This is a genomic window from Candidatus Methylomirabilota bacterium, assembly GCA_036001065.1.
In the GTDB taxonomy this organism is placed as follows: Bacteria; Methylomirabilota; Methylomirabilia; order Rokubacteriales; family CSP1-6; genus MNEF01.
The window spans coordinates 1-21,984 of the sequence record DASYUQ010000063.1 but is presented as its reverse complement, the minus strand read 5'-3'; the positions used below and the strand labels follow the sequence as shown (position 1 = coordinate 21,984).

At 67.3% G+C, this 21,984-nt stretch carries 17 protein-coding genes and 1 pseudogene; 11 read left to right on the top strand and 7 right to left on the bottom strand.

The window, feature by feature from the left end; translation table 11 throughout:
- Nucleotides 1–158 (bottom strand): annotated as a pseudogene (locus VGV13_05585) (SDR family NAD(P)-dependent oxidoreductase).
- Nucleotides 159–460: 302 nt separating this feature from the next.
- Between VGV13_05585 and VGV13_05580 the strand changes: the two are divergent.
- Nucleotides 461–1,414: an MBL fold metallo-hydrolase gene (locus VGV13_05580; protein HEV8640551.1), complete on the top strand. Its 954-nt coding sequence runs from the start codon at nt 461–463 to the stop codon at nt 1,412–1,414.
- Between the two features lie 102 nt (nt 1,415–1,516).
- Here VGV13_05580 and mtgA read toward each other — a convergent pair whose 3' ends face one another.
- Both mtgA and VGV13_05570 read right to left on the bottom strand, forming a co-directional pair.
- A complete protein-coding gene (gene mtgA / locus VGV13_05575) occupies nt 1,517–2,245 on the bottom strand; it encodes a monofunctional biosynthetic peptidoglycan transglycosylase (protein ID HEV8640550.1) in 729 nt (242 codons plus the stop codon).
- Between the two features lie 76 nt (nt 2,246–2,321).
- Entirely contained in the window at nt 2,322–2,534 is a 213-nt protein-coding gene (locus tag VGV13_05570; GenBank protein ID HEV8640549.1) for a hypothetical protein, read from the bottom strand.
- Nucleotides 2,535–2,978: 444 nt separating this feature from the next.
- Here VGV13_05570 and VGV13_05565 point away from each other — a divergent pair, with 444 nt between their 5' ends.
- Nucleotides 2,979–6,272 carry an AAA family ATPase gene (locus VGV13_05565; GenBank protein ID HEV8640548.1) on the top strand — a complete coding sequence of 1,098 codons (3,294 nt, stop codon included), beginning with the start codon at nt 2,979–2,981 and terminating at the stop codon, nt 6,270–6,272.
- 2 nt (nt 6,273–6,274) lie between these two features.
- On the opposite strand, the gene VGV13_05560 is transcribed toward VGV13_05565, so the two are convergent.
- Nucleotides 6,275–7,318, bottom strand: coding sequence for a Rieske 2Fe-2S domain-containing protein (locus VGV13_05560; GenBank protein HEV8640547.1), 1,044 nt, complete (start codon nt 7,316–7,318; stop codon nt 6,275–6,277).
- 256 nt (nt 7,319–7,574) lie between these two features.
- Here VGV13_05560 and VGV13_05555 point away from each other — a divergent pair, with 256 nt between their 5' ends.
- Complete coding sequence (locus tag VGV13_05555; protein ID HEV8640546.1) at nt 7,575–8,591, top strand: SMP-30/gluconolactonase/LRE family protein; 1,017 nt, start codon at nt 7,575–7,577, stop codon at nt 8,589–8,591.
- Nucleotides 8,592–8,836: 245 nt separating this feature from the next.
- On the opposite strand, the gene VGV13_05550 is transcribed toward VGV13_05555, so the two are convergent.
- Nucleotides 8,837–9,268, bottom strand: coding sequence for a VOC family protein (locus VGV13_05550; GenBank protein HEV8640545.1), 432 nt, complete (start codon nt 9,266–9,268; stop codon nt 8,837–8,839).
- 240 nt (nt 9,269–9,508) lie between these two features.
- Here VGV13_05550 and VGV13_05545 point away from each other — a divergent pair, with 240 nt between their 5' ends.
- The 8 genes from VGV13_05545 (at nt 9,509) to VGV13_05510 (ending at nt 20,002) form a co-directional block, all read left to right on the top strand.
- On the top strand, nt 9,509–10,939 hold the full coding sequence (locus VGV13_05545; GenBank protein ID HEV8640544.1) for a UbiD family decarboxylase: 1,431 nt from the start codon (nt 9,509–9,511) through the stop codon (nt 10,937–10,939).
- Nucleotides 10,940–11,142: 203 nt separating this feature from the next.
- Nucleotides 11,143–12,828: a thiamine pyrophosphate-binding protein gene (locus VGV13_05540; GenBank protein ID HEV8640543.1), complete on the top strand. Its 1,686-nt coding sequence runs from the start codon at nt 11,143–11,145 to the stop codon at nt 12,826–12,828.
- A gap of 63 nt (nt 12,829–12,891) precedes the next feature.
- Nucleotides 12,892–13,929 carry a cupin domain-containing protein gene (locus VGV13_05535; protein HEV8640542.1) on the top strand — a complete coding sequence of 346 codons (1,038 nt, stop codon included), beginning with the start codon at nt 12,892–12,894 and terminating at the stop codon, nt 13,927–13,929.
- Nucleotides 13,930–13,977: 48 nt separating this feature from the next.
- A complete protein-coding gene (locus tag VGV13_05530; GenBank protein HEV8640541.1) occupies nt 13,978–14,976 on the top strand; it encodes an ABC transporter substrate-binding protein in 999 nt (332 codons plus the stop codon).
- Nucleotides 14,977–14,987: 11 nt separating this feature from the next.
- Nucleotides 14,988–16,016 carry an extracellular solute-binding protein gene (locus tag VGV13_05525; GenBank protein ID HEV8640540.1) on the top strand — a complete coding sequence of 343 codons (1,029 nt, stop codon included), beginning with the start codon at nt 14,988–14,990 and terminating at the stop codon, nt 16,014–16,016.
- A 28-nt stretch (nt 16,017–16,044) separates the two neighbouring features.
- Nucleotides 16,045–17,052 carry an extracellular solute-binding protein gene (locus tag VGV13_05520; GenBank protein ID HEV8640539.1) on the top strand — a complete coding sequence of 336 codons (1,008 nt, stop codon included), beginning with the start codon at nt 16,045–16,047 and terminating at the stop codon, nt 17,050–17,052.
- Nucleotides 17,053–17,085: 33 nt separating this feature from the next.
- Nucleotides 17,086–18,780, top strand: coding sequence for an iron ABC transporter permease (locus VGV13_05515; GenBank protein HEV8640538.1), 1,695 nt, complete (start codon nt 17,086–17,088; stop codon nt 18,778–18,780).
- 115 nt (nt 18,781–18,895) lie between these two features.
- Complete coding sequence (locus tag VGV13_05510; protein ID HEV8640537.1) at nt 18,896–20,002, top strand: ABC transporter ATP-binding protein; 1,107 nt, start codon at nt 18,896–18,898, stop codon at nt 20,000–20,002.
- On the opposite strand, the gene VGV13_05505 is transcribed toward VGV13_05510, so the two are convergent.
- A complete protein-coding gene (locus VGV13_05505; protein HEV8640536.1) occupies nt 19,999–21,267 on the bottom strand; it encodes an MFS transporter in 1,269 nt (422 codons plus the stop codon). The genes VGV13_05510 and VGV13_05505 overlap by 4 nt on opposite strands.
- Nucleotides 21,264–21,984 (bottom strand): aldo/keto reductase (locus VGV13_05500; protein HEV8640535.1); only part of this gene is annotated, 721 nt, incomplete at its 5' end. The genes VGV13_05505 and VGV13_05500, both read right to left, overlap by 4 nt.

Below are 21,984 nucleotides of genomic sequence, written 5' to 3'. Positions count from 1 at the left end.
ACGGCCGCCTTGGTGGCGCTGTAGACCGCGGTGTTCGGAAGCGTGAGGGTGCTGGCGCTCGAGCTGATATTGATGATGCTGCCGCCCGCGGAGTCGAAATGCCTTACCGCTTCCTTTGAAGCGAGGATCAGACCGAGGACGTTCAGGTCGAACTGCTGGTCTTAGGATGGGTCGATGCGGTGAAGGGATTCAGCCTCTACCGTGAGCGACCACCTCGCCACGGCCGATCAGACCCTTGACTTTGGTCGCTCGAAGCGCCACGCTGCCCGGCACCAAGGGGAGGGAGGCCGGCGTGATCGCGAGCGATCCGATCAGCTACGGACGCCCGCAGGCCGCGACCACCTAATATCGACGAGATCAAGAAGGTCACCAACGCGCCCATCACGTACCTGATCCTGGAGGCAGCGCCAAGCCGACCAGAGGTGATCTCGCCACCGCTGGGCAGGGGGCGGATCAGCCTATGACAGCCACCGTGTCGCTTCCGGCAGTCGACCGCGTCGAGATTCTGACCGTTCTCGACCTCGCGCTGGACCTGCTGATGGCGGGGACCGAGACGGTCCGTCGGGTCGACATCGCCGGACGTCTCGGGGAAGGCCGAACCACCCTCCGCGCTGAGCACGGCTTCTCCAGCCTCGTGACGATCAGCTGCGACAATCGCCGAGAATCCTTTCTCTTCGACGCGGGCCTTACGAAGGATAGTTTGACCCACAATATGGACGTCCTTGAGATCCGCCCCCGGGACTTGCACGCTATTGTGCTGAGCCACGGGCACGCCGATCACGTGGCGGGCCTGATGGGGTTGCTCTCACGGACGGGACGCCGGCGCCTACCGCTGGTGCTGCACCCGGAGGCCTTCCTGCGGAGGAAGATCGTGCTCCCCGACGCGCGGGAGATACTGCTCCCGCCCCCTGACCGGCACGGGATCGAACAGGAGGGCGTCCAAATTCTGGAAGAGCGGGGCGCGTCCCTCCTCCTGGGTGGCCTCGCCTTGGTCACCGGTGAGATCGCCCGAACCACCGAGTTCGAGAAGGGACTCCCCGCGCATTTTGCGCAAGCCAACGGCGAATGGCGACCCGATCCCCTGATCCACGACGACCAAGCGGTCGGCATGAATGTGAGCGGCAAGGGGCTGGTCGTTCTCACCGGTTGCGGCCACGCGGGTATCATCAATGTCCTACGTCATGCGATGGCCCTCACTGGGGTGGGACGGATCCATGCTCTCCTCGGTGGTTTTCACCTGACCGGGCGACTCTTCGAGCCGTTGATTCCCCCGACGGTCGAGGCACTCAAGGCGATCGCGCCCAAGCTCGTCGTCCCGTCGCACTGTACCGGATGGAAGGCCACGCACGAAATTGCGCGGGCCCTTCCCGACGCGTTTGTGCCGAACAGCGTGGGCACGACGTTCCTGATCTAGGAACGGACACCGCCTCCTGCTCACCGCTCCGCAGGCTCTCGATACGCGGGTTGAGGGCACCGGCGCGCCGCGATCGGCGGAGGCGAACGATGAAGCGCGGGGTCAGATATGCCGCCAGAGGAACTCGGCGGTCGCCATCCGGCGCTTGATGATCTCCACGTACCGGCGATAGGCGCGGCTGGTGGCGCCCGGGTGCCAGGAGGAGGGCTTGGGCAGGGTGGCCGCCAGCTGGACCGCCTCGTCCTCGCTCAGCTCGGCGGCGGCCTTGCCGAAGTAGCGACGGCTGGCGGCCTCGACGCCGTGGAGGCCCGGGCCGAACTCGACGACGTTGAGGTAGAGCTCGAGAATGCGTCGCTTCGAGAGCGCGCGCTCGAGCTGCCAGGTCAGAACCGCCTCCTTGACCTTGCGGACGGGGTTGAGGGATGGCGACAGCCACAGGTTCTTGGCGAGCTGCTGGGTGAGGGTCGAGGCGCCCCGTGGTCGCTCCCCCGCCTCCAGCGCCTCCCGGAGCGCCTGCCCGATCTCCGCCGTGTCGAAGCCCCGGTGCGAGAAGAACTTGATGTCCTCGGCGACCAGGACCGCGCGCTTGAGATGGGGAGAGATACGGGCATAGTCGACCCAGGTCCAGGCCACGCGGCGGGGGCGGCTCGCCTCCCGCTGCTGGGCCCGGGAGCGCTCGATGAAGGCCGTCGTCGCCGGAGGCCGACGGGCGAGCGGCGCCACGGCCGGCCAGCTCCACGCCTCATAGCCGGCATAGAGCAACGCGCCGACGAGCGTGTAGAGGACGAGGGCGTGAAACGCCCCCGGCTGGGGAGGCCCCTGCGGCGCCATCCGGCTACGATCATAGCGGATGAGGGGCCGCGAGGGGTTAGCGGGTTCCGCCGCTCACCCCTTCGCCGTGGTCCGGTCACCTCGCGAGCGGATCGGGGCGAAGCTGGAACTTCACGACCTTGCTGGTCGTCCCTTTGCCGCCTTCGACGTGGAAGGGTGTGCGCGTGGCGTAGGTCGACCACAGTGCCTTGCCCTTCCAGCCGGCATTCGGATCGTCGATCCGCCCATCCACCCATTTGGCGTAGAAGCCCATGGGATAGGGGACGCGAAGGTTGACGAACTTGCCCACACGCTGTAACTGGCTTTGGGAAGATCGGGCATGACGTAGCGCCCGCGATCGTCGGAGACCACGATCTTGGCGAACTTGGTGGGAAGGTCGGTCGTTTCCGCGATCACCCAGACGTCGGCTTCCGGCCCGTTCGGTCCGGTGACGACGCCGCCGAGATCGTTGCCGCCGATGCTGACGCCTGAGCCGGTGCTCGGCTGGGCGCTCAGCGGGGCCGGCGAGGGGGCCACAAGCAGGGCGAGGCCGACCGCTACCAAGCCTGAGTACAACCCTTTTGTCGTCCTCATGTCCAAGCTCCTCTCGTCTCTCGACGCGCCCGAGAATCTGCCCAAAGGGGCTCTCCGTCAAGGGGCTTGCGGCCGGCCGCCGCGGCGTGGCGAGGGTTTCGGTGCTACTCTTCCCACACCGCACCGATCCTTTCCGGGCTCGGCTGTCGGGAGGTCCGGGATGAAGTGTCCCCAGTGCGAGCAGGAGAATCCGCAAGGCGCGAGGTTCTGTAAGGTCTGCGGCGCACGACTCGAACTGCGTTGCGCCTCTTGCGGTCACGGGAACGCGCCGGGAAGCCGATTCTGCAACCAGTGTGGCCAGGCCATCGGCGAAGCAGGTCCCGCCGAGGCCGCGTCGCGGTTTGGCTCGCCCGAGACCTACACACCCAAACACCTGGCCGAGAAGATCCTCGTCTCCAAGAGCGCGCTGGAGGGCGAACGCAAGCAGGTCACGGTGCTGTTCTGCGACATCGCGGGGTCGACGGCGCTGGCCCAGCGCCTGGGGCCCGAGGCGATGCACACGCTCCTGAGCCGCTTCTTCGAGCTCGCGCTGGGCGAGGTGCACCGGTACGAGGGGACGATCAATCAGTTCCTGGGCGATGGATTCATGGCCCTGTTCGGGGCCCCTATCGCGTACGAGGACCACGCTCGACGGGCGGTGCTCGCCGCGTCGGCCATCCAGCGACGTCTGAAGGAGCAACGCGCCACCATCGCGCCAGGGCCTGGCGACGAGCTCACGGTTCGGATGGGGCTCAATACCGGAGCCGTCGTGGTCGGGAAGATCGGCGACAACCTGCGCATGGACTACACCGCGGTGGGCGACACGACCCACCTGGCCTTCCGGCTCCAGCAACTGGCGGAGCCCGGGGCGATCCTGATCAGTGAGGCCACCTTGCGCTTCGTCCGGGGCTTCGTGCGTGCCGAGACGATCGAGCTGCTTGCCGTCAAAGGGAAGACTGAACCCGTCACCGCCTACCGGCTGGTGGGTCTCGCCCCTCGGCGATCGTCCCTGGAGGCGGTCGGCGAGCGTCCTTTCAGTCGCTTCGTGGGTCGCGAGCGGGAACTCGCCGCCCTCGACGATCTCTTGAAGCAGGCCGAGGCAGGGCAGGGGCAGGTCGTCGGCATCGTAGGGGAGCCCGGGGTAGGCAAATCGCGGCTACTCTACGAGTTCCAGCGGAGGCTCGCGGGCAAACGGCTCACCTACCTGGAAGCGCGTTGCCTCTCCTACGGAAGCACCATCCCCTATCTTCCCGTGCTCGACCATCTGCGGAGCTCCTGCGGGATCGCCGATCTCGACCCGTCAGAGGTCGTTGCGGAAAAGATTCGTCTCGGTCTTCAGGAGGTGGGAACAGACGCACAGGCGGTCGCCTGCCTCCTTCATCTCCTGGGAGTCAAGGTCGACCCGGACCCACTGGCCGTGCTCACGCCGGAGGCGATCAAGGCGCGGACCTTCGAATTCCTCCGGCAGATGGCCCTCAACGGCAGCCGCCAGCGGCCGCTGATCTTCGTAGTCGAGGATCTCCACTGGATCGACAAGACCTCGGAGGAGTACTTCACCTCGTTCGTGGAGAGCCTCGCCGGCGCGCCCATCTTGCTCGTCACGACCTACCGGCCAGGGTATCGCCCCCCCTGGATCGAGAAGTCTTATGCCACCCAACTGGCCCTCCGGCCGCTCTCGAACCGCGAGAGCTTGACGGTCATCCAGTCGGTGGTCGCGAGCAACCCGATTTCCGATCACGTGGCCCAGCGCATCCTGGACAAGGCCGAGGGGAATCCCTTCTTTCTGGAGGAGCTCGCCCGGGCCGTGAGCGAGCACGGGGATATCGCGATCCCGGAGACCGTCGAGGCCGTGCTCATGGCCCGAATCGATCGGCTCCCCAACGAGTCCAAGCGGCTTCTTCAGACCGCTGCGGTGCTCGGGCGCGAGGTCTCGCGCGGGCTCCTGGAGGCAGTCTGGGAAGGCTCGACAGGGCTCGAGCCGCACCTCTCGGAGCTCAAGCGCCTGGAGTTTCTCTACGAGGCGACGGGGACCCCTGAGACGACGTACGTCTTCAAGCACGCCCTCACCCAAGAGGTCGCGTACGAGGCGCTGTTGACGCCGCAGCGCCAAGCCCTCCATGCGGCCGCCGGCCGCGCGCTGGAAGCGCTCTACGCCGATTGGATGGAGGAGACGTACGACCGCCTGGCTTACCACTACGCGCGTACCGAGGAGATCGACAAGGCCATCGAGTACCTCACGCGCTTCGCGCGCCGGGCCGCGCAGGGTCACTCCCATGCCGAAGCGGCCGCGGCCCTCCGGGAAGCCCTGGCCCGTGCCGAGCGCCTGCCCGCGGAACGCCGCGATCGGCTCGTGCTCGAGCTGGCGCTGCGCCAGGTCCAGTCGCTCAACTTCCTCGGACGCAACCAGGAGAGCCTGGAGCTGCTGCTGGCGCAGGGCGAGCGCCTCCAGCGGCTCCAGGACACCGCGCAGAACTGCCGCTACCATTTCTCGCTCGGACTCACCTACAACTTCCTCGGGGATCGGGACCGGTCGGCCGAGAACGTCCAGCGCGCCCTGGAAGAGGCCGAGCGATGCGGGGACGAGCGGACGATGGGCCGGGCCTGCGCCCTACTGACGCTGGAAAGTTACTGGTCCGGCCGTCCGCGCGAGGGGATCGAGCGCGGCCGCCGTGCGGTGGCTCTCCTCGAGCGAACCCGGCAGCCCTACTGGCTTGCCCAGACGCACTTCTACATGGCGATCAACTACTACCTCATGGGAGCGCTCCGGCCGGCGCTGGAGGCGGCGACGCGCGCCGAGGCCGTCGGCGAGGCCATCGGCGACGCGAGCGTCAGGAGCTACGCCGCATCGACGCTTGGTGGGATCCACGCGGCCGCGGGGGACTTCGAGGCCGGGATCGCCGCCTGCCGCCGGGGCCTCGAACTCGCTGCGGATCCGCTCTCGCGGGCTCAGGCGCTGGGGTTCTGGGGGTACGCGTATCTCGAGCGCGAAGACGCTGCCCACGCGATCCCGCTTCTGCAAGAGGCGGCCGAGCAGATGGGCCTGTTCTGGTATCGGCAGCTCCAGGGCTGGTTCACCGCGCTGCTCGGGGAGTGCTGCCTCCTCGCCGGGCAGCCCGAGAAGGCGCGTGACCTCATCGGCCGGGGCCTGGAGATCACACGGGAGGTGAAGTACGGGCTGGGGGTCGGGTGGGCCCAGCGCGCCCTCGGACGGCTCACCAGGACCGCGGCGGACGTCACGGAAGCCAAGACCCACTTCACTGATGCGCTCGGCACCTTTGGCTCCGTCGAAGCCCGGTTCGAGGTCGGGCGCACCCACCTGGCCCTGGCCGAGCTCGGGACGACTACCGGGGACCCCGGCATGGCGGCCACGCACCTGCGAGCAGCCCACCGGCTGTTCGTCGACCTCGTCGTGCCGACGTGGGTGGCGCGAACCGAGGGGCTCGCGACGGCGGCGGGCGTCTGCCTGCCGATCTAGACTCAGCTCCGCCAGCGCAGCGTCACCGGACTCCGCAGCGGATGCTGAACGGGTTGGCCGCTGCGGCGGGCCCTGAGGTGCGCCGCGCGCAGCTCGAGGTACCAGCGCGCTGGTTGATCAGCATCGCCGAGCAACATCGTCGGCGGGTCGTGCCGCAGGCCGCGGGCCAGGCGTTCGAGGTTCCGCTGGTCCTGGCGCAGGAACCTGCGGCCGAAGAAGCGAAAGAGCGCGGTCACGAACGGGATTCTCCCAAAAAGATTCCAGGCCGCGCAGAAGTCCAGCCGGCAGCCCTCCGCATCGAGCGGGGTCACGACGGTACGGGAAGAAAACCAATAGGGGCCGCAGGTGGTCCATTCCAAGCGCGTGCTCGGGAGCCTGAACTCGATGATGGTCTCGACCGGCCGTCGGTACAGGCGCAGCACCTTGTAGGGAGCGCTGTTGGTGGACGGGGCGTGCGGCCGGACGCGGAAGCCATCGGCGATGGGCTCGAACACCTTCTCTTTCTCGTAGATTGCGCGCGGCCGTCGCCACCACCACGCCTGATGAACAAACGGCCCGTGGGCCGGATCCAGGAGACTCAGCACGGCCTCATCGAAGCCGCACCGGACGTCCGCCGCGAAGTGCGTCAGGCGATAGCGTGGGCTGAAGACGGGCAGGATCGGGACGGCCGGGACCGCGCCGTCGGAGACGGCGGGATCGGGTATGTACACCCACACCTGGCCGTCCTGATCGACGGCAGGGAACCGGGCGACCGCGATCCGCTCGACCGAGACCTTCGCGCCAGCGGGCAGCGAGGGGATGGCTCGACACCTCCCGGTCCGCGCATCGAAGCGCCAGCCGTGGTAGGAGCATTCCAGGAGTTCGCCGTCGAAGCGCGCGAAGGACAAGGGCATGCCGCGGTGAGGACAGTTGTCACGGATTGCAAAGGGGACGCCGTGGACGTCGCGCCCGACGACGAGCGGCACCCCCGCGAGCATCTCGGGCCGCAGGGTTCCGGCGCGCAGGCGCGGGCTCAGGCGGGTGGGGTACCAGAAGCCCAAGGTCATCTCCGAGCCGACCGACTCTGGTCGGGTGCCTGTCCCGGACAAGCGCGCAGTCCCGCGCTCCTCGGTCTCGCCCTGGGAACACTTCATGCTGGGCCTCCCTACCGCCGGACCGGTGAAGGTTCGAGATGGTGCGCCGAAGGTAGCGTTGGCCAGCCGGCAGGGTCAAGCGCCCGGCCGCTGGGTGGGATTGACTGGGGAACGGCTCGCCGTTCATGATCCTGTCTCACCGGCACATCCAGCACCCGGGGGGGACGCTATGGGGCTGAGCAGAAGGGAGTTCCTGGCGGCAGGGACCGCGGCCGCGACGCTGGCCGTGGCGCCGCGCGCGTTCGCGCAATGGCAGCCGAGTCAGCGCTACCCGGACCCGTCTATCCAGATCGTCGATCAGAGCTTCGCGCGCTACCGGCTCGCGCTGGCCAAGGTCGAGCGGCTCGCGGCCGGCTTCCGCTGGTGCGAAGGGCCGGTGTGGTTCGGCGACGGGCGCTCCCTGCTGTGGAGCGACATTCCGAACAACCGCATCATGAGGTGGGACGAAGAGACCAGCGTGGCCAGCGTGTTCCGCAAGCCTTCGAACTTCGCCAACGGCAATACGCGCGACCGGCAGGGCCGGCTGCTCACCTGCGAGCACGGCACCCGGCGGGTGTCGCGCACCGAGTACGACGGCGCCATCACCACGGTCGCCGACCGCTACGAAGGCAAGCCCCTCAATTCGCCGAACGACATCGTGTGCAAGTCCGATGGCTCGATCTGGTTTACCGACCCTCCGTTCGGCATCCTCGGCTACTACGAGGGCTACGTGGCGAAGCCGGAGCTGCCGACCAACGTGTATCGCGTGGATGGCAAGAGCGGGCAGATCACGGTCGTGGCGGGCGACATCAACCGGCCGAACGGCCTCGCCTTCTCGCCCGACGAGTCGAAGCACTACATCATCGAGGCGGGTGTCTCACCGCGCGTCATCCAGGCCTACGACGTCGCGGACGGCGGCACCCGGCTCACCAACAAGCGGAAGCTTCTCGACGCCGGCCCCGGCACGCCGGACGGGATGCGCTGCGACGTGGACGGCAACCTTTGGGTCGGCTGGGGCATGGGCCAGGAGGGGCTCGACGGCGTGTCGATCTTCAACCCGGATGGCCGGCTCATCGGCCGCATCAATCTGCCCGAGCGCTGCGCGAACCTCTGCTTCGGCGGCATCTACCGCAACCGGCTCTTCATGTGCGGGAGCACGGCGATCTATTCGCTCTACGTGAACACCCAGGGTGCAGTAGGAGGTTGAACACATGACGGATCTCGAGCGATTAGGGCTCATCCTGGTCGGGTTCGCAACCGCCGTCGTCGGCGGTGGCGTGCTCCTCGGCCTGGTCGGCGCGTGGTTCACCAAGCGGCGGGGGAGGTAGCGGGCCGAGCGCCGGGGCGGTCCTCGCCGCTCCCGGCTCTAGTGCCGTTCCAACTATTCGCGCCTAGGAAGGCACCGTGTACGTCGTTCGTGGACAGATTTAGTATCAACAAGTTGGAACGGCACTAGCTGCCAAATCCCGAGGTACCGACCCACCCCGTCTCCGAGACGTCCAGCATGATCCCGTCGGGGCCACTGTACTTCACCTCGACGTTGGCATGATGTTGACGGCCCTGGCCCACCTCGAGGGCCTGGTTGACGTCAGCGCGGGGCTCGGAACCGGCTTCAGCCAGCTTTTCGGCGATCACTTCCAGGCTCTCGACCTGAAAACCGATGTGGTGGATGCCACTGTAGTCCTTGCCGCGCTCGACCCCGGCTGCCGCATCGTTCTTGAAGTTGAGGATCGCCAGATTGATATCGCCGTCGCTGAGGTAGTAGCCGCGGGCCCCCGGGCCGTCGATCTTGGCGATTTCCTTCATGCCGAAGACTTCGATGTAGAACGTGGCGGTCTTGTCCACATCCTGGGTAGAAAGGGCGATGTGCTTGATCTTTGGCATGGCCTTTCTCCTCTACTACCGGTCGTTCGCGCTGGTCTCCGGTGCCTGCCTGGGCAAGGTACGCCAGACACGCTCAAAAGGCCAGGATATTGAGCAACCAGAGATCGCTTGCCCTGCCGGCGCTTGCTTTCTACAATTGTCGCGAGCTCACCGGTGACCCACGCGTACCCACCCGGTAGCGTGCCGCGCGAGGCCCCGAGGTGCGCCGCGTGTCAGGCCATTACCTGAAAGGCGAGGCGAATGGATTATAGCGATCTCCGGGACTGGCTGGCGAGGGTCGAGGAGCTGGGTGAGCTCCGGAAGATCGAGGGGGCCCACTGGCGGCTCGAGATGGGAGCGGTCACCGAGCTCCTCTATCGGCGCGGTCCCCAGCCGCCTCCCGCGATCCTCTTCGACAGGGTGCCCGGCTACCCACCGGGCTACCGGACGCTCTTCGGGATGACCTGCTCCGTGAAGCGGATGGCGCTCACGCTGGGACTTCCCATGGTGGAGAGCGGTCTCGAGCTGGTGCAGGCCTACCGGCGGAAGATCCGCGACTTCCACCCCATCCCACCGAAAGTCGTGAAGAACGGGCCGGTCGCCGAGCACGTGGACGAGGGCGACACGGTAGACCTCCTCAAGTTCCCCGTACCCCTGCACCACGAGAAGGACGGAGGGCGGTACATCGGTACGGGATGCCTGGTCGTCACGCGCGATCCCGACGAGGGCTGGATCAACCTCGGGACGTACCGCGGAATGGTTCACGACCGGACGACCGTGGGACTCTACATCTCGCCCGGCAAGCACGGCCGGATCCATCGGCAGAAGTACTTCGAGCGCGGCACGCCCTGCCCGGTGGTGGTTTCGGTCGGCCAGGACCCGGCACTCTTCCTCGCCTCGGGCAACGAGGTGCCCTACGGTCTCTCGGAGCTGGACTACGCGGGCGGCTTCAAGGGGTCGCCGATCGAGGTCATCGAGGGGCGCCATACGGGTCTTCCCATCCCTGCCGCCGCCGAGATCGCGTATGAGGGCGAGATGCTCCCCAAGGAGGGCAAGGACGAGGGGCCGTTCGGGGAGTGGACGGGCTACTACGCCAGCGGCGAGCGCGCCGAGCCGTTCGTACGCGTCAAGGCCGTCTACCACCGGGACGATCCCATCCTGACGTGCGCGCGGCCCAGCCGGCCGCCGTCGGACTACTCCTTCAGCAAGGGCATCGTGAAGTCCGCGCTCATCTGGGATCAGGTCGAGAAGATGGGAATCCCGAACGTGAAGGGCGTCTGGTGTCACGAGGCCGGCGGCGGGCGGCTCTTCAACATCATCTCGATCAAGCAGGCCTATCCGGGCCATGCCAAGCAGGCCGCCCTGGCCGCCTCCCAGTGCGCCGCCGGAAACTATCTCGGGCGCTACGTGATCGTGGTGGACGACGATATCGATCCCACCAGCACCTTCGACGTCATCTGGGCGCTGGCGACGCGTTCGGACCCCGAGCGCTCGATCGACATCATCCGGCGGGCGTGGAGTGGCCCTCTCGACCCCGCGATCCGGCCGGGGCAGAAGGGCTTGAACTCCCGGGCCCTCATCGACGCCTGCCGTCCCTGGGAGTGGCGCGACGAATTCCCCCCGGTGGCCGAGGCGAGCCCCGAATTGCTGGACGAAACGTTCCGAAAATGGCGCGGCATCCTCGGTCTGTAGCCGCGCGTCGGAGTCAGCACCGTTCGAGCGCGGGCTTCGCCCGCGCAATCCTTGCTGGGGGAGGCTTCGGAGGGGGCCGCCGAGCCCCCCTCCGACTGGGCTAGTGCCGTTCCAACTATTCGCGCCTAGGAAGGCACCGTGTACGTCGTTCGTGGACAGATTTAGTATCAACAAGTTGGAACGGCACTAGGAGGCGTCGCGGCATGCAGCTGAGCGGCGCCGACATCATTGTCGAGTATCTGAAAGCCGAGGACGTGACCCACGTCTTCGGCGTGGTGGGAAGCTCGATCCTCGACCTGATGGATTCCCTCGCGCGCTCGCCCCAGATCCGCTACGTCCAGACGCAGCACGAGCAGGCCGCCGCCTACATGGCCGATGGCTACGCCCGGGTGACGGGCCGCCCGGGGGTGTGCGTCGCCACCGTCGGACCAGGCGCGACCAACCTGATCGGCGGGGTGGCCCAGGCCTTCCTCGAGTCGTCCCCGGTGCTGGCCCTGTGCGGCGAAGTCAGTACGCTCCACTACGGCAAGGGGGCGTCGAACTTCCACGAGATCGAGCAGTCGCTGGTGTACAAGCCGGTGACCAAGCTCGCGGTTCGGATCGAGCGCGCCGATCGGATCGTCGAGATCCTCGGGAAGGCCTTCCGGGTCGCGACCAGCGGCCGGAAGGGGCCGGTCTACCTGGGCCTTCCGCGCGACGTCCAGAAGGCCAGGATCGCCGCGCCCGAGATCCCGTCGCCGCGCCGCTTCAAGGCGGAGGGCGCCGTGCGGGGTGACGCCGCGCAGATCCGTGCCGCGGTGGAGCTGCTCCTGTCGGCGTCCCGTCCGGTGCTCCTCGCCGGCGGGGGGCTCCGGTGGGCGCGGGGCCGAGACGCGATGATCGCGCTCGCCGAGTACCTCGGCATCCCGATCGCTCTCACCCACAAGGGGCTCGTCCCCGAGGACCATCCGCTGTGCGTCGGCCTCATCGGCACGACGGGGTGCCCGGTCGCCGCTGAGACAGTACAAGGATCTGACCTCATCCTTGCCTTCGGGTGCACCTTCAGCCAGGTCGCGACCGGCAGCTACGGCAACAAGATCGTCCCCGAGAAGGTACCCATCGTCCACGTGGACATCGATCCCGCCGAGATCGGCAAGAACTATCCGGTCGAGCTGGGGATCGCCGGTGACGCCCGCTCGGTCCTCGAGGAGATGCTGGCGGTGCTCAGGGAGCGCGGCCAGGGCCCGCGGACCAACCCCGAGCGCCGGGCGGAGATCGCGGCCCTGCGGGCCCAGTGGGAGCGATCGCTGGAGGAGGGGGCGACCTCGGATCGCGTTCCTATCACCCGCTTGCGGATGCTCCGCGACCTGCGCCGCGTGCTCGATCGCGACGCCATCGTGGCCGCCGAGTCCGGGGCGACCCACGGCTGGTTCGTGTACGGGTTCCCCTGTTACGAGCCGATCCTGGAGCCGGGCGACTACAGCATCATGGGCAGCGCCCTTTGCATGGCGATGGCCGCCAAGATCGCGCATCCCGGCCGGCAGGTGGTCTCCGTCACCGGGGATGGCGCGATGATGATGGTGGTGGGCGAGATCGCCACCGCCGTCGCCAACGATATCCCGATCGTGATCGTCGTCCCTCACAACGGCGTCTATGGCAACATGCTGCGCAAGCAGCACGAGCACTTCGCGGACCGGTTCATCGGGACCAAGCTCTACATACCGGACCTCGGCGAGGTGGCCCGGGCCTTGGGCGCCCATGGCGAGCGCGTGGAGAAGCCGGCGGATCTGATCCCGGCCTACCGCCGCGCCCTGGCCAGCATGAGGCCGGCCCTGGTGGATGTGGTCATCGGAAACGACTGGGACGAGCTGGAGGCGCCAACCAAGCTGCGGGTCGCCGACCGCTACTGAATCGCCGCGACTGAATATCGCCCGCAACCCAGCCGACGCGCGGGCGCGGGTAGGGAGGAGCCGATGGGCGAGGACGGCCGGGTTTTCCTGAAGGGGATCGCGTCGCAGGTCTACGGGCTCGGGGATTTCCTGCGACGACAGCGGACCGCGCCCCGGGTTCGCAAGGCGGGCACCATCGTCGACGACGCGAGCGTCGCCCATTCCGGCGACTCGCATGAGTCGCGCACGTGGTGGATGCTGGGGCCAGGTGACGACCCGTTCCTGACCCAGACGATCCAGCTCCACTTCGTCGAGCTCTTCCCGGGAGGCTCGAATCACGGCCACGGCCACCAGAACGAGGCGTTGTTCTACATCCTGGAAGGGCGGGGCTACGAGATCCACGACGCCAAGCGCTACGACTGGGAGAAGGACGACCTGGTCGTCGTCCACAACGATTCGGTGCACCGGCACTTCAACGCCGATCCCGACCGCAAGGCGGTCGCCCTCATCATGAAAGCAAAGGCCGCGTGGATGTACCTCGGCCTCTGGCAGCAGGGGCGGAGCGGCCCCGTGAAGAACGAGGAGCTCTACGGGGCGCGGGAAGAGTGGGGGCGCCTGTGGACCGCCGGGGTGGACCAGCGCAAGAAGGTGCTGAAGCCGGCCGACACGCGCTGGGAGACGACGCGCGACGGGCGCGTGCGGGTGCTGTCGTCGCCGCAGCGGACGGACTTCCGCGCCTTCAGCATGGACATCTACCAGCAGGAGATCCCGGTGGGTAGCCGGTCCGCCAAGCACTGGCACATGGCCGACGAAGCGCTGTACGTGATCTCCGGTCGCGGCGAAAGCCTCCACTGGGACGTGCAGGCGGAGATCGCCGACCAGTACTATGCCCGCGTGAGCAAGGAATCGAGCCGGTGGAAGTTCGCCGCCGGCGACGTCGTCTATGTCCCGCAGAACACCATCCACCAGCACTTCAACACCGGCAACGAGCCGCTCGTGCTGCTGTCGGCCCAGAACCGGCTGTTCAAGCTGCTCGGCTACGATTCCGTGGTGTACCTGGAGGACGCTCCGGAGTACGGTGGGGAACGACGGGCCGTCGGGGCGGCCGGGAGAAGTCGGTAGCCGGCGTTCGTTTCGAGACCGGACCGTCGCGGGGGCGAGATCATCGAGATGCGCGGGTTCGCTCTGCTGGTGGGTGCGTCGCTCGCGCTCGCGGCCGGTACGATGGAGGCGAGCGCGGCCGAGCGCATCCGCGCCTCCTATGGGTCGATCAGTGGATCCACCGTCCCGATCTGGGTCACGAAGGAAGCCGGCTTCTTCGAAAGGTATGGCCTCGAGGTCGAGCTGTCCTTCATCGAGGGCGGGGCCAAGGCGATGGCGGCCCTGGTGGCCGGTGACGTCCCCATCGCCCAGGTCGGTGGCTCTCACGTCGTCTCCAGTCATGTCGCCGGCTCCGGCGTGGTCATCCTGGCCGGCGTGGTCAACCTCCTCGAGTACAAGATCATCGTCGCCAAGGAGATCATCCGACCCCAACAGCTCCGGGGGAAGAAGGCAGCGGTGGCCACCATCGGGGGGTCCGGCTATCTGGCCATGCAGGTCGCGCTCGAGAGGTGGGGGATGGCTCCGGACAAAGACGTGGCGCTGCTCCAGATCGGAAGTCAGCCGGCTCGACTTCAGGCCCTCATGGCGGGCGGCGTGGATGCCGCCGTCCTGTCCCTGCCCGCCACGATCCGGGCCCAGAAGGCCGGGTTCAGGGCCCTCCTGGATCTGAGCGCGGAGGCGATCGAGTACCAGCAGCTCACGCTCGCCACGACGCGAGCCTTCATTCAAGCGCGCCCGGAGACTGTGCGGAGGTTCCTCCGCGCCTACGTGGAGGGCATCGCGTTTCTCAAAACCAACAAGGAGGAGAGTCTCAAGATCATCGCGAAATATTTCCGGTCAGGCGAACGGGACGAGCTGGAAGCGGCGTACAACGAGTACGCCCTGAAGATCATCCAACGGAAGCCGTATCCGACGCTGAAGGGGCTCCAGTTCGTGATGGACGAGCTGGCGCCCAAGAACCCGAAGATCGGGAGCGCCAAACCCGAACAGTTCGTCGAGCTGCGCTTCCTCAAGGAGCTGGACGAGTCCGGGTTCATCGACCGTCTCTACTCCGATCAGGGGCGATAGGGGAAAGGGTCATGCCGAAGCGTCCGCTCCTCACCGTCGTGATCGCTGTTGGATGGGCCGTGGCCAGCGCCGGCCCCACCTGGGCCCAGGACGCGAGCCTCGACGCGGCCAGGAAGGAAGGGAAGGTCGTCTGGTACACGGTGGCCGCGGTCAAGGTGGCCGAGCGCGTGGCCAAGATGTTCGAGCAGCACCACTCCGGGCTCAAAGTCGAGGTGCACCGCGGGGGTGGCGAGCGAATGCTCCAGCGGCTGCTCCAGGAGGCCTCGGCCGGGATCAAGAACTGCGACGTGTTCGAGACGGCCGACAGCGGCCACATCCCGCTGCTGAAGCGCCGGGGCATGCTGGCCCGCTACACGCCCCAGGGCGCCGATCGGTTCCCGGACGCGTTCAAGGACACCGACGGCATGGCCTTCGCCTGGCGGGCCTTCCCGGTGATCGTCCAGTACAATCCCAAGCTCGTCGCCAAGAGTGACGCGCCCCGGAGCTGGAAGGATCTCCTCGACCCGAAGTGGAAGGGCAAGCTGGTGACGGCCCACCCGGGCTACTCGGGCAGCGTCTTGACTCAAATCTACGCGCTGGTGAACCTCTACGGCTGGGACTACTGGAAGCAGCTCGCCCAGCAGAAACCCATGATCGTCCAGTCGGTCCACGACCCGTATCAGGTCGTGACGTCGGGCGAGCGCGCGGTGGGCGTCAACGGCGCCGAGTACTTTGTCTACACTCAGCGGCAGAAGGGCAACGCCGTGGAGATCGTCTACCCTCAGGAGGGTGTGCCCCTCATCACCATCCCAGTGACGATCCTCAACGCCGCCCCCCACCCGAACGCCGCTCGGCTGTTCAGCGATTTTCTCTTCTCCAAACCGGTCCAGCAGCTCATGGCTGACGAGGAGGGTGCCTACGTCCCGAACCCGGACGTCAGCTACCCCGCCGACAAACCGCGGCTCAACGAGCTCAAGCTCCTGCCCCCGGTTGACCCCGACGACCTCGAACGCCGCAACGAGGAGATCAAGAAGCGCTTCACGGAGCTGTTCGGAGCGTAGCGTCGCCGGAGCGCGAAAGGAGAAGGAAATGAGGCGGGTTGTCGTGCTGGGTCTCGTGGTGCTGGCGATGGCGGCAAGCCTTCCCGTCGGCGCTCAGGATCCCATCGTGGAGTCCGCACGGAAAGAGGGCCGGTTCACGTGGTACACGTCGATGAACATCGACGACTCGCAGCCCCTGCTCGACGCGTTCAGGAAGAAGTATCCCTTCATCAAGCCGGAGTTGTGGCGGGGGTCGTCCGAGAAGGTGCTCAACAAGATCCAGACGGAGACGCGGGCGGGCAAGTTCTTCTTCGACGTCGTGGCCGTGAACGCGTTCGAGGCCGGGTTCATCAAGGCCAACAAGCTGGCCCAGCCGTACCTTCCGCCGTCGGCGAAGGCGTATCGCAAGGGATTCGTGGACCCGGAAGGCTACTGGGTGGACATCTACGACAACTACTTCGTCCTCGGCTACAACACCAAGCTGGTCGCCAAGGCCGAGGCTCCCAAGAGCTGGGACGACCTGCTGGACCCGAAGTGGAAAGGGAAGTTCGCCATGGACCCGGAAGACCATCCCTGGTACCTGGCGCTTCAGGATGCGTGGGGCAGGGAAAAGGCGGAGAAATACGGTCGGGCCTTGGCAGGTCAGACGATCCAATGGCGCAAGGGCCATACCTTGATCGCCCAGCTCCTCACCGCGGGGGAGTTCCCTCTCGGCCTCGTCTATGCCCACCGGATCGAAGAGTTGAAGCAGAAGGGCGCACCGGTCGAGTGGGTCACCACGACGGATCCCATCCCGGCCGAGCTCCATCCGATCCTGATCGCGGCCAAGGCCCAGAACGTCAACGCGGCCAAGCTCTTCGTCGAGTTCATCGCGTCCAGGGAAGGCCAAGCCATGATCAAGGCGTTCGGGCGGATCCCGGCGCATCCCGAGCTCGAGCTGGGGTGGAGCGTGAACCCGAAACAATTGAAGCTCCAGGGCGTCGGCGTGGTCGGTCCCGATCGCGCGTCCCAGGTGATCAAGGACTGGCGTGACATCTTCCGCCCGACGGGCCTATAGCCAAGCTGGTTGTTCCGCTCGGGGCCCAATGAGGTGAACCGACAGCTCGACGCTCGCGTCCTCGTCCTGCCGGGCGCGGTGCTCCTGGTCGCATACCTGACCGTCGTTCCCCTGGGCATGCTCGTCTACGGCAGCTTCCGGAGCGGCGCTGTGGGCGAGCCCGGCGCGACGTATACCCTGGCGAATTACGCCCGGGCCTACCTCGATCCCGCGCTCTATCGTCTCTTCCTGAATTCGATCGTCTACGCCGCCGGGACCTGCCTGGTCTCCTTCCTGATCGGCGCCTACCTCGCGTGGGTGACGGAGCGGACCAATACGCCGCTGCGCGGCCTGATCACCGTGGTGGCGCTCGTGCCATTCATCATCCCCGGGATTTTGAACACGATCTCCTGGCTGTTCCTGCTCTCCCCCCGGATCGGGCTGATCAACCTGCTCGTGAGGGACACGTTGGGCCTCACGGCGGGACCCTTCAACGTTTACACCCTGGGGGGAATGATCTGGGTGGAGGCCACCCACCTCTATCCGCTGGTCTTTCTCCTCATGGCGGCCGCGTTCCGATCCATGGACATGTCCCTGGAGGAGGCGTCGATCATCGCCGGGTCCCGGACCTTCACCACCCTTCGCCGGGTGACGCTGCCGTTGATGAGGCCGGCCATGATGAGCACCATGCTCATCATGTTCGTCCGGGCCATCGAGTCCTTCGAGGTCCCCGCCCTCATCGGGATTCCGGCCGGCATGCCGGTCTTCACCTCCAAGATCTTCCTGGCGATTCACCAGTTCCCCTCCGACTTCGGCCTGGCGGGCTCCTACGCGATCACGCTGCTGTTGCTGAGCACGACGGGCGTGTTGATCTATCGCCGGATCACGAGGCACGGAGAGCGGTTCGCCACCATCACCGGCAAGGGGTACCGGCCCCGGGTCATCGATCTCGGACGGTGGCGGTATCTTGCCTGTGGCGGCGCGATGCTCATCTTCGTCGTCACCGTGGCCCTGCCTGTCTTCGTCCTGCTCTGGGTGTCGGTCACCCCGTATTACGGCGTCCCCTCGCGGGAGCTCCTGCAGCGGGCCACGCTCGAGGCCTATCGCTACGTGCTGAACTATCCCATGGCGCTGCAGGCCTTCACGAACAGCTTCTATCTGGCGGCCGGTTCGGCGACCGCGGTCATGCTCCTCACGTCGGTCGTGGCCTGGATCACCGTGAAGTCCAAGATCCCCGGCCGGGCGCTGCTGGACAACCTCGCCTTCATCCCCATCGCCTTTCCCGGCATCGTGCTCGGGGTCAGTCTGATCTGGGTCACTCTCGCGCTCATGCCCGTCATCTACGGCACCTTCTGGCTCCTCCTGATCGCGTACATCACCCGGTTCATGCCGTACGGGATCCGCACCGCGTCGGCCTCGATGATCCAGATCAACGACGAGCTGGAGGAGGCCGCGCTGGCGTGCGGAAGCTCCTGGCGGCAGGCCTTCCAGCGGATCATCCTGCCGCTCCTCATGCCGGGGTTCGTGGCGGGGTGGATCTACGTCAGCATCGTCTCGCTGCGGGAGCTGTCCTCCTCCATCCTGCTCTACTCGCCCCAGAGCATCGTGCTCTCCATCCTCGCGTTTGACATGTGGGAGGGTGGGCAGTACAACTACGTGGCCGCGCTGGGCGCGATGATGGTGCTGCTGTTGGTTCTCATGGCGGCGGTGGCCCGCCGACTGGGAGCCAAGGTCGGCCTCGTGCAATGAGCGGGCGTCGTCGCGGGTTGGGAGGCGGGAGCGGAAACGGGTTGCGTAGCCGGAGCGGAAACGGGTTGCGTAGCCGGAGCGGAAGCGGGTTGCGTAGCCGGAGCGGAAGCGGGCGATGATCAGAGTCGTGGGGCTCAGAAAAGCGTTCGAGACGGAACGCAGCCGGCTGGCGGCCGTGGACGGCGTGAGCTTCGAGATTCCCGAGGGTCGGATCTTCACGCTGCTGGGGCCGAGCGGGTGCGGGAAGACCACCACGATGCGCTGCGTCGCCGGGCTGGAGAAGCCCGAAACCGGGGAGATCGTCATCGGGGACCAGGCCGTGTTTTCCTCGGCGCGTCGCGTCTTCGTTCCTCCCAACAAGCGCTCGATCGGGATGGTCTTTCAGAGCTACGCCATCTGGCCCCACATGACGGTCTTCGACAACGTGGCGTTTCCGCTGATCGTGGAGAAGCGGCCCCGAGCGGAGATCCGGGAGCGCGTGGCCGACGTTCTGAAGATCGTGGGTCTCTCCGGTCTCGAGGATCGCCCGGCTCCCCGCCTGTCCGGCGGCCAGCAGCAGCGCGTCGCGCTGGCGCGAGCCCTGGTCAAGCGGCCGCGGGTGTTGCTGCTCGATGAGCCCCTTAGCAACCTCGACGCCAAGCTCCGCGAGGAGATGCGGTTCGAGATCCGCCAGCTCCAGCGACAGCTGCGCATCACCACGCTGTACGTGACGCACGATCAGGGCGAAGCCTTGGCCCTCTCCGACCTGATCGCCGTGATGCGCGCCGGCAAGATCCTGGCGGTCGGCAAACCCCAGGAGATCTACAATCGGCCGACCAACCGCTTCGTGGCGGAGTTCGTCGGGCTGGCGAACTTCCTGGACGGCAAGGTCGTCGAGACCGGGGGCGACGTCCTCGGCGTGGTCGAGACGGCGCTCCACGGACCGATCCGGTGCACGGTCCTCGCGACCCTCACGGCGGGGGAAGCCGTCAGCGTCTCGGTGCGGCCCGAGCATATCCGCCTGTTTCGAGAGACTCCGCCGCCGGAGGTGAAGGACAACGTCCTGGCGGGCTCCGTGAAGGTCGTGTCATTCATGGGAGAGTTCAACGACTGTCAGATCACCGTGGGGGAAACGACCTTCCGCGTCCGGACCGATCCCTTCGTCCGCCCGCGCCGCGGTGAGCAGGTGTACCTGCATCTCGATGCCGAGAGCTGCGTCGCGGTCCCCCGCGGAGGTTCTTAGGCGGCCTGCGCCTGCCCCTCCGCCAGCGCCGCCTGTCTCCGGCCGAGCCACAGCGCGAGCGCCAGCCACGCGGCCGACAGCGGCACCGCGGTCCACGCGATCGCCGACTGACCGAACCCCAGCCAGAGCAGGAGGGCGTACGACCAGGCGCCGATCTGGTCGCCGCCGCGGTAGACGAACGTGTCGATGAAGCTCTTCGCCTTGTACTTGTCCTCGCGGGGGAGGACGGTGAAGAGCACCTCGCGCGTCGGGCCGGTGAGGCCGAAGTTGAGGGCGCGACGGAGGACGAAGAAGACGACGAGCACCGGGAGCACGGACGCGACGCCGAGCGCGGCAAACCCGGCGACGCTGACGAGCGGCAGGATCGCCAGGGTCGACCCGACGCCGATCGCGCGCAGCAGCCGGCCGGTGACGAAGACCTGGAGGAATACCGTGAGCGACTGCACGGCGAGGTCCATCCGCGCCAGGAAGGCCGTGCGCGCCCCGCGGTCCTGGAACGCGCGGCCCGCGAGCTCCGCCTGGTGGAAGTAGAGCGAGGTCGACCCGATCGTGAAGAGGAGCATGAAGCCGCAGATGCCGATCAGGTAGGGCGAGCGCAGCACGTGGGTCACGTTCGCCCAGGCCGTGCCGCCGATGGGCCGCTCCGCCTCGGCGCGCGCGCCCCGCGCCGCGTCCTCGGGCTCACGGAAGGGCGCCGGGAAATGGAGCACGCACTGGACCGCGGCCTCGAGCATCGCGACCGACACGAGGAGGAGCGTCAGGCGGCCGATGCGCTCGGCGAGCGCGGCCGTCACCGCCGAGCCCACGATCGCCCCCACCGTCCCGCCGACGCCGATGATCGCGAAGAGGCGCTTTCCCTGGTCGGTCCGGAAGCGATCGGCCATGAACGACCAGAAGATGGCCGTGATGAACAGGTTGAAGACGCTGGAGGTGACGAAGAAGACCCGCCCGATCGCCAGGTCGTGGTCCGGCCACACCCGGAAGAGGACGAAGAAGCCGATCACCAGCGCCATGATGGTGCGGTAGGCGATGGCGATGAAGCGCTTTACCGGGAACCTGACGACGAGCGACGAGTAGAGCGGGTTAGCCGCGAGCGTCGCCGCCATCGTGCCCGTGTAGAGCCACGGCAGACTCGCGACCCCGCCTGCGACGCCCATCTCGTCGCGGATCGGCCGCAGGATGAACCAGCTGCAGAGCGCGAAGAAGAAGTACGCGCACGCCAGCAGCGTCGCGCGCGCTTCCTTCGCCTTCCAGGCCGGTATCACAGCGAGGCGAGGTGGGCCGCCATGCGCTCGCGGGCCGCGCTGTCAGGCAGGGCGCCGGCGCCCGCTCCCATGTTGTCGGCGAGGTGCTCGGGCTTGCTCGTGGCCGGGATCACGCAGGTGACGGCCGGGTGGGCCAGGATCCACTTCAGGAAGAACTGGCCCCAGCTCGCGCAGTCGAGGTCCGCGGCCCAGGGCGGCAGCCGGTGACCCCGCACGCGCTGGAACAGCGCGCCATCGGCGTAGGGCCGGTTCACCAGCACGGCGATACCGCGGTCGCGCGCCAGCGGCAGGAGCCGGCGCTCGGCCTCGCGCTCGGCGAGGGAGTAATTGAGCTGGACGAAGTCGAGCGGCTCGCCGCGCAACACGCGCTCGAGGTCGTCGTGCGCGCTCGCCGTGTAGTGCGTGACGCCGACGTAGCGGACGCGGCCGGTCTCCTTCCACTCACGGAGCGTGCGGAGGTGGGTCTGCCAATCCACCAGGTTGTGGACCTGTACGAGGTCGAGGCGTCTGACGCGGAAGCGCTGCAACGAGCGCTCCATCTGGCCCAGACCGGCCTCCCGTCCCTGCGTCCACACCTTGGTCGCGATGAAGAGCGACGCGAGCAGCCCGAGCTCCGAGCCGAGGTCGCCGACGACGGTCTCCGCCGTCCCGTACATGGGTGACGAGTCGACGACGCGGCCGCCCCGTGCGACGAAGCCGCGCAGGACCTCGCGCAGG